Origin of the sequence: Paraburkholderia sp., from assembly GCF_035501035.1 — a bacterium.
Lineage (GTDB): Bacteria > Pseudomonadota > Gammaproteobacteria > Burkholderiales > Burkholderiaceae > Paraburkholderia.
This window is the reverse complement of sequence record NZ_DATJWR010000051.1, coordinates 1-14966: the sequence shown is the minus strand read 5'-3', so window position 1 is coordinate 14966 and position 14966 is coordinate 1. Positions and strand designations below refer to the sequence as shown.

Sequence of the window (14966 nt, the reverse complement as noted above, 5' to 3'; positions counted from 1 at the left end):
GCGACGATCAACGGCTCACTCCACATAGACATCGTCATGCAATCCGCCATCGATTTCGAACAGCTCGTTGAGGCCATCGGAGACGCCGTCGTCATTTCGGACGCGGCTGGCGACATCACATACTGGAATCCGGCGGCAACGCGCATGTTCGGCTACACGCAGGACGAGGCGCTCGGCAAGACGCTCGATCTGATCATTCCCGAGCGGCTGCGCGCTCGCCACTGGGAGGGCTACCACAAGACGATGGCCACCGGCCAGACGCGCTATGGCAATGACGTGCTGCGCGTGCCGGCCGTGGACAAGGGCGGCCGGTCGCTCTCCATCGCGTTCACCGTCGCGTTGCTGCGCTCGGCGCAGGGCGAACTCAACGGCATCGTCGCCGTGATCCGCGACGAGACGGCGCGCTTTCAGGAGGAGCGCGCGCTGAAGAAGCGCATCACGGAGCTAGAAGCGCAGGCCCAACAATCCTGAGTGCCGGGAGCCCTTCGATGCCTACTGAAAGACTCGGTCATTACGAGGTCGAACTCTCGGCTCGTCAACTGATACACAACGGCGGCTGGGCGGCTTTTGCGGCCATACACGCGATCGAGGGCGAAGCCGACGACCCGGCCTCGGTATTCCCGCATCAACGGGTGGTCGACGAGACCGTATTTGCGAGCGAGGCCGCAGCCATAGCCGGCGCGCGCGAAGCGGCGATCGCCTTTCTCAAGAGCGGCAATTCGCCCAGTCAGGGCGCTTCGTAGCGCGCGCCCTCATCGAGCCGCGGCACACGCAAAATTCGATCATGGGGCCGGGTAAGGCGCCGAAGCGCGCGATCTGGCCGACACAGGAGACGTTTCATGAAGTCGTGGCCACGCTTACGGCGCGCCAGGTGCATTGGCGCGCCGCCGATTCCGTATCTACTCGCCGCATCGAGAGCCGTTTTCACACACGGAGGCGCCTCATGTCGATGACGATTGCGGTTCCTCGCGAGACACATGCAGGCGAGCGTCGGGTAGCGGCGACGCCAGAAAGCGTCGCACAACTAATCAAACTGGGTTATGCGGTGGAGGTCGAGACCGCGGCAGGCGCGAGCGCGTCCTGGCCGGACGAGGCTTATCGCGCGGCAGGCGCGCAAATCGTCGACGATGCTGTTGCGCTGTGGGGCGGGGCCGATATCGTCGTCAAAGTCCGGCCGCCCACGAACGAAGAGGTCCAGCGGCTCAAGCCGGGTGCGACGCTGATCGGTTTCGTCTGGCCCGCGCAACATGCGCAGCTGCTCGAACAGCTGGCGGCGCGTGAGGCCACGGTGCTCGCAATGGACTGCGTGCCACGTATCTCGCGCGCGCAAAAACTCGATGCGTTGAGTTCGATGGCGAATATGGCGGGCTATCGCGCGGTGATCGAAGCCGCGCAGCATTTCGGCCGCCTTTTCACGGGGCAAATCACGGCGGCCGGCAAGATGCCGCCCGCCAAAGTGCTCGTGATCGGCGCGGGCGTGGCGGGGCTCGCGGCCATTGGCGCGGCGCGCGGGCTGGGCGCGATCGTGCGCGCGTTCGATACACGCCCCGAAGTCGGCCAGCAGGTCCAGAGCATGGGCGCGGAATTCCTGAGCATCGATATCGAAGAAGAAGGCGGCGGGACGGACGGCTACGCGAAGGTGATGAGCGCGAAGTTCATCGAAGCGGAGACGGCGCTCTTCGAGGCGCAGGCGCGCGAGGTCGACATCATCATCACGACCGCGTTGATTCCGGGCAGGCCTGCGCCGCGCCTGATCGATGCGAAGACGGTGGCGTGCATGCGCCCAGGCAGCGTGATCGTCGACATGGCGGCCGAGCAGGGCGGCAACTGCGAACTCACGCGCGCGGGCGAGGTGGTGAACGAGAGCGGCGTCACCGTGATCGGCTACACCGATCTGCCGAGCCGCATGGCGAACCAGGCGAGCCAGCTCTACGCGACCAACGTGCGCCATCTGCTGACCGATCTCACGCCCGCGAAAGACGGCGAGTTGACGCTCGACATGGATGACATCGTGCAGCGCGGCACGACGGTCATGCAGCGCGGCAGCCTGTGCTGGCCGCCGCCAGCGGTGCAGGTTTCGGCCACTGCGCAGACGAAGCCCCCGGCCGCAATTGACTAAGCGAATGACAGCGCGAAAGCTGCATCCGAGGGCAGTGCACAAGCCGCCCGTCGCCACGGCGCATGGTCGTTTGCGGCGCTGGTCATCGCGGCGTTGCTGCTGCTCGCGCTCGGCGCCGTCGCGCCGCCTTCGTTCGTCGAGCACTTCACCGTGTTCGTGCTGGCCGTATTCGTAGGTTATCAGGTGGTATGGAACGTTACGCCCGCCCTGCACACGCCGCTCATGAGCGTGACGAATGCGATCAGCGGGATCATCGTGATCGGAGCGTTGCTGCATCCGGGCAATGCGAGTGCGATCGTGACCGTGCTGGCGGCCATCGCGCTGGTCGTCGCGACCGTCAACATCGCGGGCGGCTTTCTCGTCACCCAGCGCATGCTGAAGATGTTCCAACGGGCCTGAGGAGACGTCATGCTCAACGGAATCGGCAACATGGCGTGGCTCGGCGCGGCAACGCTCTTCATCCTCAGCCTGCGGGGGCTGAGTCATCCCGCGAGTGCGCGGCGCGGCAATCTCTATGGTGTGACCGGCATGGTGATCGCCGTGCTCGCGACACTACTCGTCACGGGCGGCGCGGGGCTGCAGATCGCGCTTCTCGCCGCGCTGGTCGGCGGAGGCCTGGGTGCGATGCTCGCGCGCCGCGTGGAGATGACGCAGATGCCGCAACTCGTAGCAGTGCTGCACAGCTTCGTCGGTCTCGCGGCCACGCTGATCGCGCTTGCCAACTTTCTCTCGCCGGCAGCGGCGGCAAGCGGCGTCGAGCGTGCGATCCACGAAACGGAGATCTATGTCGGCGCGTTCATCGGCACGCTCACGTTCAGCGGTTCGATCGTGGCGTTCCTCAAACTGCAAGGCACGGTGAGCGGCAAGCCGCTCGTGCTGCCCGCGCGGCATGGGCTCAACGCGGTGATGCTCGGCGCGTGCATCGTGCTCGGCTATCGCTTCGTGAGCGCGCCTGACGCAGCCGATTCGCTCTATGCGCTGATCGTGATGTGCGTACTCGCGGCGGCGCTCGGCGTGCATCTCGTGATGGCGATCGGCGGCGCCGACATGCCCGTGGTGGTCTCGATGCTCAATAGCTATTCGGGCTGGGCAGCCGCGGCGACGGGCTTCATGCTGGACAACGATCTGCTTGTCACCACGGGCGCGCTGGTCGGCTCGAGCGGCGCGATTCTCAGCTACATCATGTGCCGCGCGATGAATCGCAGCTTTATTTCGGTGATCCTCGGCGGCTTCGGTGCGGCGAGCGCCACGGCAAGCGCCGCGCCACAAGGCGAGGTGGTGGCGACCACGGTGGACGAGGTGGGGTCGCTGCTGCGCGATGCGGCCGAGGTCGTGATCGTGCCGGGCTATGGCATGGCGGTCGCGCAGGCGCAGGGCACCATCAGCGAGATCACGCGGCGGCTGCGCGCGCTCGGCGTGCGTGTGCGATTTGGCATTCACCCTGTGGCGGGGCGCTTGCCGGGGCACATGAACGTGTTGCTCGCGGAGGCGAAGGTGCCGTACGACATCGTGCTCGAGATGGACGAAATCAACGACGACTTCAACAGCACGGACGTCGTGCTCGTGATAGGCGCCAACGATATCGTGAATCCGGGCGCGCAGGAGGACGCAGGCAGCCCGATTGCCGGTATGCCGGTGCTGGAGGTGTGGAAAGCGCGCACGGTGGTGGTCTCCAAGCGCAGCATGGCTACGGGTTATGCGGGCGTTGACAATCCGCTCTTCTATAAGGACAACACACGAATGCTGTTTGGGGATGCGAAAGGCAGTGTCGACGCGTTGCTGCGGCAACTCGAAGCCGCTTGACGCTCGAAGCAACGCGCGGCGGGTTCTCCGCAGGCGCCGGCTGGACCACGGGAAGCGCACGCAAAAGCGCTCGCGCAGCGAGGCGGCCCGCGGGCCTACACAACGGACGGAGACAGACAACGTGGCATATACCGATCGTATCGAAGGCGGCTACACGGCGCGGCGGCACAATCGCTGGGTACAGCTCGTGGCGGGCATCCTCTGCATGGGGCTCGTTGCGAACCTGCAGTACGCGTGGACGCTTTTCGTGGTGCCGATGGATGCGCGGCATCAGTGGGGGCAGGCGGCTATCCAGCTTGCATTCTCGATTTTCATCGTGACGGAGACCTGGCTCGTGCCGGTGGAAGGCTGGCTCGTGGACCGCTTCGGCCCGCGGCCGGTCGTGATGGGCGGGGCGTGCTGCGTGGCGCTCGGCTGGGTGCTCAATGCATGGGCGCCGGTGCTGCCGGTGCTCTACGTCGCGGCCGTGATCTCCGGGATCGGAGCGGGCTGTGTGTACGGAACCTGCGTCGGCACGGCGCTCAAATGGTTTCCCGACCGGCGCGGCCTCGCGGCAGGGATGACGGCGGCGGGCTTCGGTGCGGGCGCGGCGCTCACGGTCATTCCGATCTCGAACATGATCCAGCACTCGGGTTATGAACGTGCGTTCGTCTTCTTCGGACTCCTGCAGGGTGCCTGCATCATGGCGCTCGCGCTGCTGATGGTGCGACCGAAGCCGCCGGCTCACGCAGCCGGGATGAAACGCATCGTCGCGACGAAGATCGATTACACGACACAACAGATGGTCCGCGCGCCGCTATTCTGGGTGATGTACGCGATGTTCGTTTGCGTGGCGGCGGGCGGCATCATCGCGACGGCGCAGATCGGCCCGATTGCGAAGAGCTACGGCTTCGCCTCGATGCCGGTCACGCTCATGACCGCGACGCTGCCGCTGCTCACAATGACGCTCTCGATCAACAATCTTTGCAACGGCTTTACGCGGCCGCTGTGCGGGTTCATTTCGGATCGCATTGGCCGCGAGAATACGATGTTCATGACGTTTCTGGGCGAGGGGCTCGCGCTACTGGGCCTGCGCGCGTTCGGACACGACCCGTATCTCTTCATGCTCTTTTCGGGGCTCGTATTCCTGTTTTACGGCGATATCTTCTCGAACTTTCCCGCAACCTGCGCTGATACGTTCGGCGCACGCTACGCGGCCGGCAACGCTGGCACGCTTTATACCGCGAAGGGGACCGCGGCGATGCTGGTGCCCGTCGCCACGCTGCTCGCGCAGCACGGTGGCTGGAGCATGGTGTTCGACATGGTCGCCTGCGTGGCGATGATGGCGGGGGTGTGCGCGAAGGTGGTCCTTCAGCCGATGCGCCGGCGCTGGATCTTTCAGTCGGTTGCGCAGGCAACCATCGCCGATTCGGCGTTCGCGCCTTCGCCGCTGGGCTCGCATGAGTGACCGGTGTCCGTACAAGGCACCGCGTCTTGACGCGCGCGCCGTGCTGCTCCTTTGCGTGAAGGGGGCGCTGAGCTTTACGGGCACCGAGTTCAGTGCCGTAAATTGGCCGACCATCTCGAAATTAAGAGGAAGCTTGCGTGAAACAGGCAGGCACCCGATAGGGACGCACAGGCACCCGAAAACCGCGCGTCGTCGGTACGATTCTTGTCCACGAAGGGACGGGGTCGACAACAACATACGTCGCATTTATTCTGGTTGCGCACGCAACCATGTGGCTGGATGTGCGGGTGGCCTGAACATCAGGAACGAAATATCCGTGAGCCGGGGTTTGATGCCGCGTGCGCGGCGTCTGCGTTCCGGCAGCGAGCATGTTTCGTATTCGACCCGGAATTCAAGGCTGATCTGGCCACGAACAGCGTATTGCACTCCTCCAGCCTGTTCGTTTTATCGGACTGACGCTTGAAGTGAATCGCTGTCGTCGAGCGCGACGACCTCCCTGCGTGCGTGATGGATGCAACGCGCAATCGCATCGGCTCGTCTCGCTCAGAAGTCACCATGACATACCGTTTACTTCCAGCATGCCTTCTGCTGGCCATGGCTATGGCTGCCTGCGCCCAGGATCCGTCTGCTGGCGCCATGGTGCGCATCTGCGACGACACGGGTTGCTCGTACCGTCCAAAAGATCAGGTTTCCTACGAATTAAGCGACAGCGCGAGCGAACGGGAAGCCCCGCGCATTACCGCGCTGAAAGAGGTTGCGAAGACGGAGCCGAGAGCGGCGTACGACCTCGGCCTGCGCTATTTCCGCGGCGATGGCGTGACGCAGGACAGCTACCAGGCGCTCGTCTGGATGCGTGTGGCCGCCGAGCACGGCAACTTGCTGGCGCAGAAGGCGCTGGGCCAATTCTACTTGCTCGGGCTCGATGAAATGGGACCCGACCCGCGGGAAGCCGAGAAGTGGCTCTCCATCGCAGCGAGCCGCGGTGACCAGGAATCGGCGAAATTGCTCGAGCAAGCACGGGCGGCGAAGCGATCCGACCAGGAAGAATACAAGTGGCGCACGCAATGGCGCGACGTCTACTACCGCAACTGGTATTCCGGTTTTCCATACCTCGGTGTCTGGCGACAGACGATCTGGGTCTGGGACTGACAGGTGTCGACGGCTTTTCAGCTAGCGTGAGAAGCCATTCCGTTGCGGTGATCCAATGAGTTTGCGTGAACACGCAAGCCTGACATCGACTCCCCTCAATCCATAAAGTAACGACATGAAGACCTTCTTTTCCGGCCGTCTCACCTTCACATATGCGACGACCGCGATCCTCGCTGCCTCTCTTGCCGGCTGTGGCGGCATGGTTACATCAGGCGGCCAGAACATGGGCGTGAAGGGCGCGGCAGCCGGCGGAGCGAGCGCAGGTGCAGACTCGACGCTCGAGCGCTGTCCGTCACCGCTTGGCACGATCGCGGTCGACGACGGCCGCAACGCCGACTGGTGGGGCCCGTTTGGCAGCGCGACCAAAGTGACGAGCATCGAGCCGCTGCTGCGCCTCGCGGTCCAGCAATCCAACTGCTTTGTGATTACGTCGATCGGTAACCAGAAGTCCGACGCGCGCCTGTCGCGGATCACCGACCTTCAGCGCAACTCCGGTGAGTATCGTGCCGGCTCCAAGCAGCAAAAGGGCCAGCGTGTCGCAGCCGACTACTATATGGAGCCGCAAATCGTCGTCAACGATTCTCCGGTTGGCGGTATCGCCAACCTCGTTGGCGGACTGATTGGCAACAGCGCGGTCTCGATGGCGGCGGCCCACTTGCAGGTGAAAGCGTCGGTGGTGACGTTGACGCTGTTCGATGTGCGCTCGGCAGTGCAGATCGCGGCGTCGGAAGGCAGTTCGACGGCAACGAACTTCGGCGCGGCGTTGGCGGGCTTTGGCGGCGGCGTGGCTGGTGGTCTGAGCGGTTTCACGGCGACGCCGGAAGGCAAGTCGACCGTGGTCGCGTTCATCGACGCTTATAACCAGATGGTTGTCGCGCTGCGCAACTACAAGGCGCAGGACGTGAAAGGCGGTCTCGGCCGAGGCGGCCAGTTGCGCGTCAACTAACCCGTCGCTGTCGTCACGGCGAATGCGGTGCGCTATGGCGAGAGAAACTGGCGCATCCATTCGCCGAAGTCTGAACTACGGGTCGCAGCGCGCGATCCGGCACGCGCTACCTGGCCTGGCGTTTCGTGCATCCCTTGCGTTGAAATCTCGCTCGGGGTGCAGCCAAATTCTTCCTTGAACCGCCGACTAAAATGCTTTTCGCTAACGAAGCCATGCCGCCAGGCGACTTCGGAGATCCGCTTGCGACGCCGCGTAGCCGGATCAAGCAGAGCCTCGCGTGCGAGCGTCAACCGCTTGCGCTGAATCAGTCGCATCACACCGCCCGTTGGTTCGAAGAGGCGGTACAGCTTCGAACGCGAGATTCCCATGTCCTTGCAGATGCGCTCCGGATTCAGGTCCGGTGACAGCAGGTGCCGATCGATGTGATCGTCAATCCGGCTGACGACGAGGGCATCCAGCTCCACACACGCTTGCTGCTTCGTGTCGGGTGTCGGCGTCAGGCAGGCCTGCAACATGTTTCTGGTCGCCTGAATCGCGTAGGACACCTCATCTGCTGCCATCCCGGGAAGATTCTTGCGCAACGAACGGAGATAGTCGGCCAGGAGGCTGCCCATCCCGCCCTCCAGCGAGCGGCCGTGGAGGTGAGCGGCGCTGGCCGGCAAGCGCTCGCGGGGAATGACCATGCAGATCGTGTCGCCGGTCGTTACCTGCAGCTCAAAAGGCGATGCCAGATCGAGGAGGCACAGGCCGCCAGGGCCCACGTTGATGGCAGTCTTCCCTGCACAGCCCTTGAACGTCTCGCTGATCTGCACTTGCAGGTAGTAATTGTCAAGACTGTCCGAGCGAATCCTGCGCGTCGATCGGCTCATGGCGTGAACGACGGCATGCGATGGGTTCGTCCATTGGCGGCCGCCGAACATCATCTGATCGAGCAGCGTAAAGTCGAAACTGGAATCGTAAGGGACGCGTACGTCGGCAAGCGAATGGATGTCGAACAATGCGCTAGTGTCCGCGCACCATGCGTCGAATCGTTCTTCAGGTCGCGCGTGCGCCGTGGAAAACCGGTACGTCAGCGTCTCGGATTGGGTGTCCATTTCTAGCTGTCACCGAACCATCCGTCCAGACCTGCCGCCGACGTCATGCTGAGGATGGCCAGGTTGCCGCGTGATCGAGGCAAAGCGTAGCAAAGCGCGAAAGCACGCTGGCTTCTGAAGGATCATCCGCAGGTTGTTTGGTGACGACATCGTAGGAAGGGCGCGAATTTGTGCCTATCGGACTGATCCTAAATTTCTCGTGAAGCCGACGAGTCTTGCTGCCCGATCAGGGGGGGCTTCAAATTCCTGCAGTGTATGAGGTGCAGCAGCCCGATTATCCGCCGCGGAAAAGATCGCATGCCGTTCCCGAATCGCCAACTGATTACCGCGCGATCCATGGGGGCCTTTGGGTACGGCCATTACGCGTGGTCGGCGCCAATAAGCAAATGGCAATCTGGAACACGGTGCGTACAAACAGGGCATTCTGTTACTCGAGAATTGATTCGGAATGCAAATAAGCCGGATTTTCCGGGATCACTCCGCGTAACACACGAGGCTGGTCGTCAATAATTTCCATTTATCGATCATGACAAATCCTGTATTAGTCATTTATCGACATCCTTACTAATATTACGCGCAGCAGTCGTGCCTCACACGGACGGCGCTGTGGCGACGACACCCGGCGTCGCTGGAAGACATGAAAAACAGAACATGGAGACGCTCATGACGAGTCAGAAATACGGCCAGCCTGTGCGCGCTGCGATAGCCGCCTTTGTCGGTACAACGATCGAGTGGTACGACTTCTACATCTACGGCCTTGCCGCTGCGCTTGTGTTCGGCAAGGTATTCTTTCCCGGCACGCTCGATCCCGGGGTCGCCACGCTACTGTCGTTTCTCACGCTGTGGGCGGGTTTCGTCGCCCGGCCGATTGGTGGCCTCATCTTCGGGCACCTCGGCGACCGTATCGGCCGCAAGACCACGCTCGTGATCACACTCGTAATGATGGGCGTGGCTACCACGGGTATCGGTCTTATGCCCAGCTACGCGCAGATCGGTGCGTGGGCCCCGATTGGCCTCGTGCTGCTGCGGGTAATCCAGGGCATCGCCGTGGGTGGAGAGTGGGGCGGTGCCGTGCTGATCGCCAGCGAAAGTGCACCGAAGCACAAGAGCATTCTCTATTCGGCGTTCGCGCAGCAGGGCTCACCGACCGGCAACCTGCTCGCGACGCTGGTGTTTTTCGCGCTGAGCGTATTGCCCACGCCGGACTTTCTCGTGTGGGGGTGGCGCATCCCGTTCCTGCTCTCGGCCACCCTGGTGATCGTTGGCATGGTGGTTCGCCTGAAGCTCGAAGAGCCGGAGGACATGAAGCGCATCCTCCGGCAGAACAAGACGGTGAAGCTGCCTGTCGCGGAAGTGCTGCGCAAGCACTGGGTGATCGTGCTGTTGGCCGCGGGTGTGCTCCCTGTGATTCATGTCACGTACTTCAAGACCACGTTCGCGCTTTCGTGGGCCACGAAGGAACTCGGCTATTCTCAGGGCACATTTCTCAGCATCATTGTGATTGCGCTGATCGTGCAGTTCATCACGCAACCGCTCGGCGCGCTGCTCGTGCAGCGCATGGACATGCGCAAGGCTGTCTGCCTGATGGTGCTGCCGGAATTCATCCTGATGCCGGCCATGTTCTTCGCGATCGAGACAAAGGCTTACTGGATCGCCGTGGTCGGCATGTGTCTCGCGACCATTCCGCACTCGATGTTTTATGGCGCGGTGGGCGGCATCCTCGCACGGGTGTTTCCCGCCAAGGTTCGCTATACCGGCTTGTCGCTCTCGTACCAGCTCTGCTCGCTCGTGGTGGGCGGCGGCACCCCGGTACTGGCTCAGTGGCTGCTCAATTCCACGGGGAGCATCACGGGCGTGGCCATTGCATCGGCAATGTATGCGCTGGTCTCGCTCGTCTGCATGATCGCACTCTTGAACCGCACGGGTTTCCTCGCTAGCGAACTATCGACAGCCGAGCAGCAGGACGTCGACGATCTCCAGCGTGAGAACCACGGTTCGCCGCGGGACGAGCGAGAAGGCGGTGCCGGTCGCCTGACGGGCGCGGTTGACAACCGGCTGGCATGACGGGCGTCCTCTCGCGCCGACGTAGTGCACGCGAAGGCATGCCCTGGCCGAGAAAATAAAATGGCCCGCATTCGAACTGGCTCCACGAAGCTGGACAGCTAAAGGTTAAACGTCCGAGGGCTGAGTCCTGCATTGCACGGGGCGTCATCGGCCCTTTCTCGAGTTCGTCCAGTGGCGCTTCAGGCAGGGCAGGCAGCGGCCTTCGGGCCGCTGCCTGCGAAATGACGATGCGTTCGTTCCTCATTGGCATATCCATGACGTCGATCGTCCATGGATATGTCTTGGCCACGAAAGTGCATTCGTTGGCCGCAAATTCGTCAGGGGCATAGCCTAAGACCGTGGCGGTTGTCGCCACCGGTGCGCACGTCCGCCGACCCTACGTGTGCAGGCTCGAAAGCGTATTGAAGACGAGATAGCTTGCACCCTGCAACTGTCCGTCGAGCGTGCAATTACGCGCGTGTTCAGGCCGGAAGCGGTTTGGATGGTTAAGATTGGCCCGAGCGTTACGGCAGTGGCCGACGACGGTTGGCATGCCGGCGCAGTCGACATCCAACTGGGCCGAGGCTGAGCGGGAAGGCGAACCCGGCGGAGGCGGTACAAAACCGGCCAGTCCGGAGAAGATGGAGTTGTCGAGACTTCGTGCCGAAGTGGCGTGACTGACGATGGATGGCTAGAGCCTAATAGAGGCGTGCGCGTACTTCGGGAAGGACTCGAGGTGAAGTACGCACGGAGCGGACGGGCTTCAGAAAACAAAAAAGCCCGCATTTGCGGGCTTTTTCAATAATTCGAAGACTTTGATGGGAGTTCATGAAACTCCACATGGTGCCCAAGAGAGGACTCGAACCTCCACAGTGTTGCCACCGCCAGGACCTGAACCTGGTGCGTCTACCAATTCCGCCACCTGGGCACGTCTTCAAACTAGAAGAAAATTATGGCTTCTTTTTGGGGCCCTGTCAACAGCTTTTTTCAAAAAATCTTCACGCGGAGAAGATGACTGCTGCGCCTCTCCGATAGCGCGGGAAGTCGTTCTCACCGCGCGACAAAAACGAAAAAGGCCGGCATGAAGCCGGCCTTTCGAATCTGGTGCCCAAGAGAGGACTCGAACCTCCACAGTGTTGCCACCGCCAGGACCTGAACCTGGTGCGTCTACCAATTCCGCCACCTGGGCAAGGTGTCGTTTGCTGTCCAACATGTGTTGTGCAGCAAAGACCGCCATTATAGCGGTCCGAAATCATCTGTCAAGCTATTTGTGAAAGGCCGTCAAGGCGCGCGGCACTTGCGTCGTTGGCCGCATGACGCCCGCGCCAGGGCGCGCTGCAACGCCTCTGCCGCGGCTCGTAGGGTGCGGCGCGGGTGTTAGAATGCCTCGCAGCAGTTCCGCCGACGAGTGTGCGTGGTAGATGCGCGTTGTGCTCGCAATGCGAGCGGTCGAGCAGACCTCGCGCGGGCCGGCGGGTTGCAGCACTCGAAGGCCGGGGCGCCGCCCGCATGTATCGCACATTGGGGCCGCGTGAAATCCGACGTCCACGCAACGAGAACAACCATCGACAAGCCCTTGAGCAAATATCCGTACCCGATTCCCAGCCGCGAAGAGATCCTCGGTGTGCTGCGGACCAGCGACTCGCCTTGCACCGCGAACGATATCGCCGAGGCGCTCGCCATCAAGCGCCAGGAGCGCGAAGGGTTCTTCAGGCGGCTCGCCGCCATGGAGCGCGACGGGCAGATCCGCCTCGACTCGCGCGGCCACTACCAGCTCGCCCATCCCTCGAATTTCGTCGCAGGACGCGTGCAGGGGCATCGTGACGGCTACGGTTTCCTCGTGCGCGACGACGGGCAGGACGATCTGTTCCTGCCGCAAGGCGAAATGCAGAAGGTCATGCACAACGACCGCGTGCTTGCGCGCATCGTCGGCTATGACCGCCGCGGGCGTCCGGAAGGGCACATCGTCGAGGTCACCGACCGCGCGAACCGCAGCGTGATCGGGCGTCTGCTCAACGAGAACGGAGCGCTGATCGTCGCCCCCGAGGACAAGCGCATCGGCCATGACATTCTTGTCACGCAGAATCCGAAGAAGGCCAAGGTCGGGCAGGTCGTCGTCGTCGAACTCACCGATTTCCCCAGCCGCCATTCGCAGCCGCTCGGCCGCGTGATGGAAGTGCTCGGCGACATCGACGATCCCGGCATGGAGATCGAGATCGCCGTGCGCAAGTACGGCGTGCCGCACGAATTCAGCAAGGTGGCGCTCGACGAGGCCGCGAAGCTGCCCGACGCCGTGCGTCCCGCCGATATCCGTTACCGCGTGGACCTGCGCGACGTGCCGCTCGTCACCATCGACGGCGAAGATGCGCGCGACTTCGACGACGCCGTTTATTGCGAGCCGATGCAGGTCGGGCGCGGCGAGGGCTTTCGCCTGATCGTCGCGATTGCCGACGTCTCGCATTACGTGCTGCCCGGCACCGGCCTCGATATCGACGCGATCGAGCGCAGCACGTCGGTGTATTTCCCGCGCCGCGTGATTCCAATGCTGCCCGAGAAGCTCTCGAACGGGCTCTGCTCGCTCAATCCGCACGTCGATCGGTGTGTGCTCGTGTGCGACATGGTGATTACCGCGCGCGGCGAGATCAAGGGCTACCAGTTCTACCCGGGTGTCATGCACTCGGCGGCGCGCCTCACGTATACCGAGGTCGCGGCGGTCCTGACCAACACCAAGGGGCCGGAAGCGATGCGCCGCGCCGCGCTGCTGCCGCACCTGCAGAACCTATATGGGGTGTACAAGGCACTTTTCGCTGCGCGCCAGAAGCGCGGCGCGATCGACTTCGACACGACCGAAACGTATATCGTCTGCAACGCGCAAGGCAAGATCGAGCAGATCGTGCCGCGCCAGCGCAACGACGCGCACAAGCTGATCGAGGAGTGCATGCTCGCGGCGAACGTGTGCGCGGCGGATTTCATGAAGCGTCACAAGCACCCGGGCCTGTACCGCGTGCACGCCGGTCCGAGCGCCGAGAAGCTCGAGAATCTGCGCACCTTCCTGCGCGGCATGGGCCTCTCGCTCGGCGGCGGCGACACGCCGCACGCGAGCGATTACGCCGCGTTGATGGCGCACATCCGCGACCGGCCCGACGCGCAGATGCTGCAGACCATGCTGCTGCGCTCGATGCAGCAGGCCGTCTACAGTCCGGACAACATCGGGCATTTCGGGCTCGCGTACGAGGCCTACGCGCACTTCACGAGCCCGATTCGCCGTTATCCCGATCTGCTCACGCATCGCGCGATCTACGCGATCCTGCAGGGCAAGAAGTATCAGCCACAGGCGCCCGAAGGTGTCGAGCTCAACACCGCGCTCTCGCCGCGCGCCCGCGCACTGCAGGCCGAGGACGAGGAGAAGCGCGGCGGCCGGCGCGGCCGCGCGAACAACACGGCGATCTGGGAAGAACTGGGCCTGCACTGCTCGGCGAACGAGCGCCGCGCGGACGAAGCCTCGCGCGACGTCGAAGCGTGGCTCAAGTGCTACTTCATGCGCGACAAGCTCGGCGAGGAGTATGGCGGCATGGTGAGCGGCGTGACGTCGTTCGGCATTTTCGTGCAGCTCGACGCGCTCTTCATCGAAGGCCTCGTACACGTGACGGAGCTGGGTTCCGATTACTTCCAGTACGACGAGATCAAGAACGAGTTGCGCGGCGAGCGCACCGGCATTCGCTATCGGCTTTCGGATCGTGTGCGGGTGCAGGTGAGCCGCGTGGATCTCGACGCCCGCAAGATCGACTTCCGCCTCGTGCGCGACACGCCGGTGAAGCCTGGCGGCAACCGGCCGATGCTGCTCGACAAGGGCGGCGCCGAAGGCGCTCCGCGCGTGCGCGCGCTGCCGGGCGGCGAGCTCGCGCGCCAGAAGAGAGCCGCGAGCGCGCCGGGCGCCTCGGTGAAGGAGGCGCGAGCGGCGCGCGGTGCGGCCAAGACCGCGAAGAAGCGCTCGCCCGCCAAGCCGACGGCCAAGAAACCGGCCGCACGCAAGAAGCGCTGAGCCGCGATGCGGGGCGCCTGAGGCGCGCCGCAGCTGTTTCCTTTCCGGGCCGCGCCGCCGTGCGCGAGCCCGGTTTTTCTCATGCGAGCGCGAGCGCTTCGGGCCTGCCTCGCACGCGCCGGGCCGCAGCGCGGCCAGCAGCATCATCGTTGCAAGCGGCGCAGGGTATGCGCTGCAAACCGTTCATCAGGGGTTGTCTCAGTCATGTCACGTCTCAAGGTTCTTTACGGATTTCATGCGGTGACCGCACGCTTGCGGCACGACGCGTCCACGGTCGAGGATGTCTACTACGATCCGACGCGCCGCGACCGCCGCATGCAGGA

9 protein-coding genes, 2 tRNA genes and 2 pseudogenes are annotated in these 14966 nt (G+C 63.4%); 10 read left to right on the top strand and 3 right to left on the bottom strand.

Annotation, left to right across the window (positions count from 1 at the left end; translation table 11 throughout):
- The first annotated feature begins 36 nt into the window (after positions 1-36).
- From VMJ11_RS02935 to VMJ11_RS02905, 7 genes and pseudogenes are all read left to right on the top strand, one after another.
- Positions 37-471: a PAS domain-containing protein gene (locus tag VMJ11_RS02935; protein ID WP_325616726.1), complete on the top strand. Its 435-nt coding sequence runs from the start codon at positions 37-39 to the stop codon at positions 469-471.
- Positions 472-488: 17 nt separating this feature from the next.
- Complete coding sequence (locus VMJ11_RS02930) at positions 489-743, top strand: hypothetical protein (protein ID WP_325616725.1); 255 nt, start codon at positions 489-491, stop codon at positions 741-743.
- 200 nt (positions 744-943) lie between these two features.
- Positions 944-2518 (top strand): annotated as a pseudogene (locus VMJ11_RS02925) (Re/Si-specific NAD(P)(+) transhydrogenase subunit alpha).
- Positions 2519-2527: 9 nt separating this feature from the next.
- Positions 2528-3922 (top strand): NAD(P)(+) transhydrogenase (Re/Si-specific) subunit beta, encoded by a 1395-nt coding sequence (locus tag VMJ11_RS02920; RefSeq protein WP_325616723.1) that lies wholly within the window; start codon positions 2528-2530, stop codon positions 3920-3922.
- Between the two features lie 121 nt (positions 3923-4043).
- The gene (gene oxlT / locus VMJ11_RS02915; RefSeq protein WP_325616721.1) at positions 4044-5369 is read left to right on the top strand and encodes an oxalate/formate MFS antiporter; all 1326 of its coding nucleotides are present in this window, start codon (positions 4044-4046) and stop codon (positions 5367-5369) included.
- 555 nt (positions 5370-5924) lie between these two features.
- Positions 5925-6518, top strand: a complete 594-nt coding sequence (locus tag VMJ11_RS02910; RefSeq protein WP_325616719.1) for a tetratricopeptide repeat protein — start codon at positions 5925-5927, stop codon at positions 6516-6518.
- Between the two features lie 115 nt (positions 6519-6633).
- Positions 6634-7464 (top strand): hypothetical protein, encoded by an 831-nt coding sequence (locus VMJ11_RS02905; RefSeq protein ID WP_325616718.1) that lies wholly within the window; start codon positions 6634-6636, stop codon positions 7462-7464.
- A 32-nt stretch (positions 7465-7496) separates the two neighbouring features.
- Here VMJ11_RS02905 and VMJ11_RS02900 read toward each other — a convergent pair whose 3' ends face one another.
- On the bottom strand, positions 7497-8558 hold the full coding sequence (locus tag VMJ11_RS02900) for a helix-turn-helix domain-containing protein (RefSeq protein WP_325616716.1): 1062 nt from the start codon (positions 8556-8558) through the stop codon (positions 7497-7499).
- Between the two features lie 663 nt (positions 8559-9221).
- Between VMJ11_RS02900 and VMJ11_RS02895 the strand changes: the two genes are divergently transcribed.
- Positions 9222-10622, top strand: coding sequence for an MFS transporter (locus VMJ11_RS02895; protein ID WP_325616714.1), 1401 nt, complete (start codon positions 9222-9224; stop codon positions 10620-10622).
- A gap of 820 nt (positions 10623-11442) precedes the next feature.
- Here the strand turns inward: VMJ11_RS02895 and VMJ11_RS02885 are convergent.
- Positions 11443-11529, bottom strand: a tRNA-Leu gene (locus VMJ11_RS02885).
- Between the two features lie 174 nt (positions 11530-11703).
- Positions 11704-11790 (bottom strand) — tRNA-Leu (locus VMJ11_RS02880).
- 387 nt (positions 11791-12177) lie between these two features.
- On the opposite strand from VMJ11_RS02880, the gene rnr reads away from it, so the two are divergent.
- A complete protein-coding gene (gene rnr, locus VMJ11_RS02875) occupies positions 12178-14643 on the top strand; it encodes a ribonuclease R (protein WP_325616712.1) in 2466 nt (821 codons plus the stop codon).
- 204 nt (positions 14644-14847) lie between these two features.
- Positions 14848-14966: pseudogene (locus VMJ11_RS02870) on the top strand (23S rRNA (guanosine(2251)-2'-O)-methyltransferase RlmB); the annotation flags it as partial.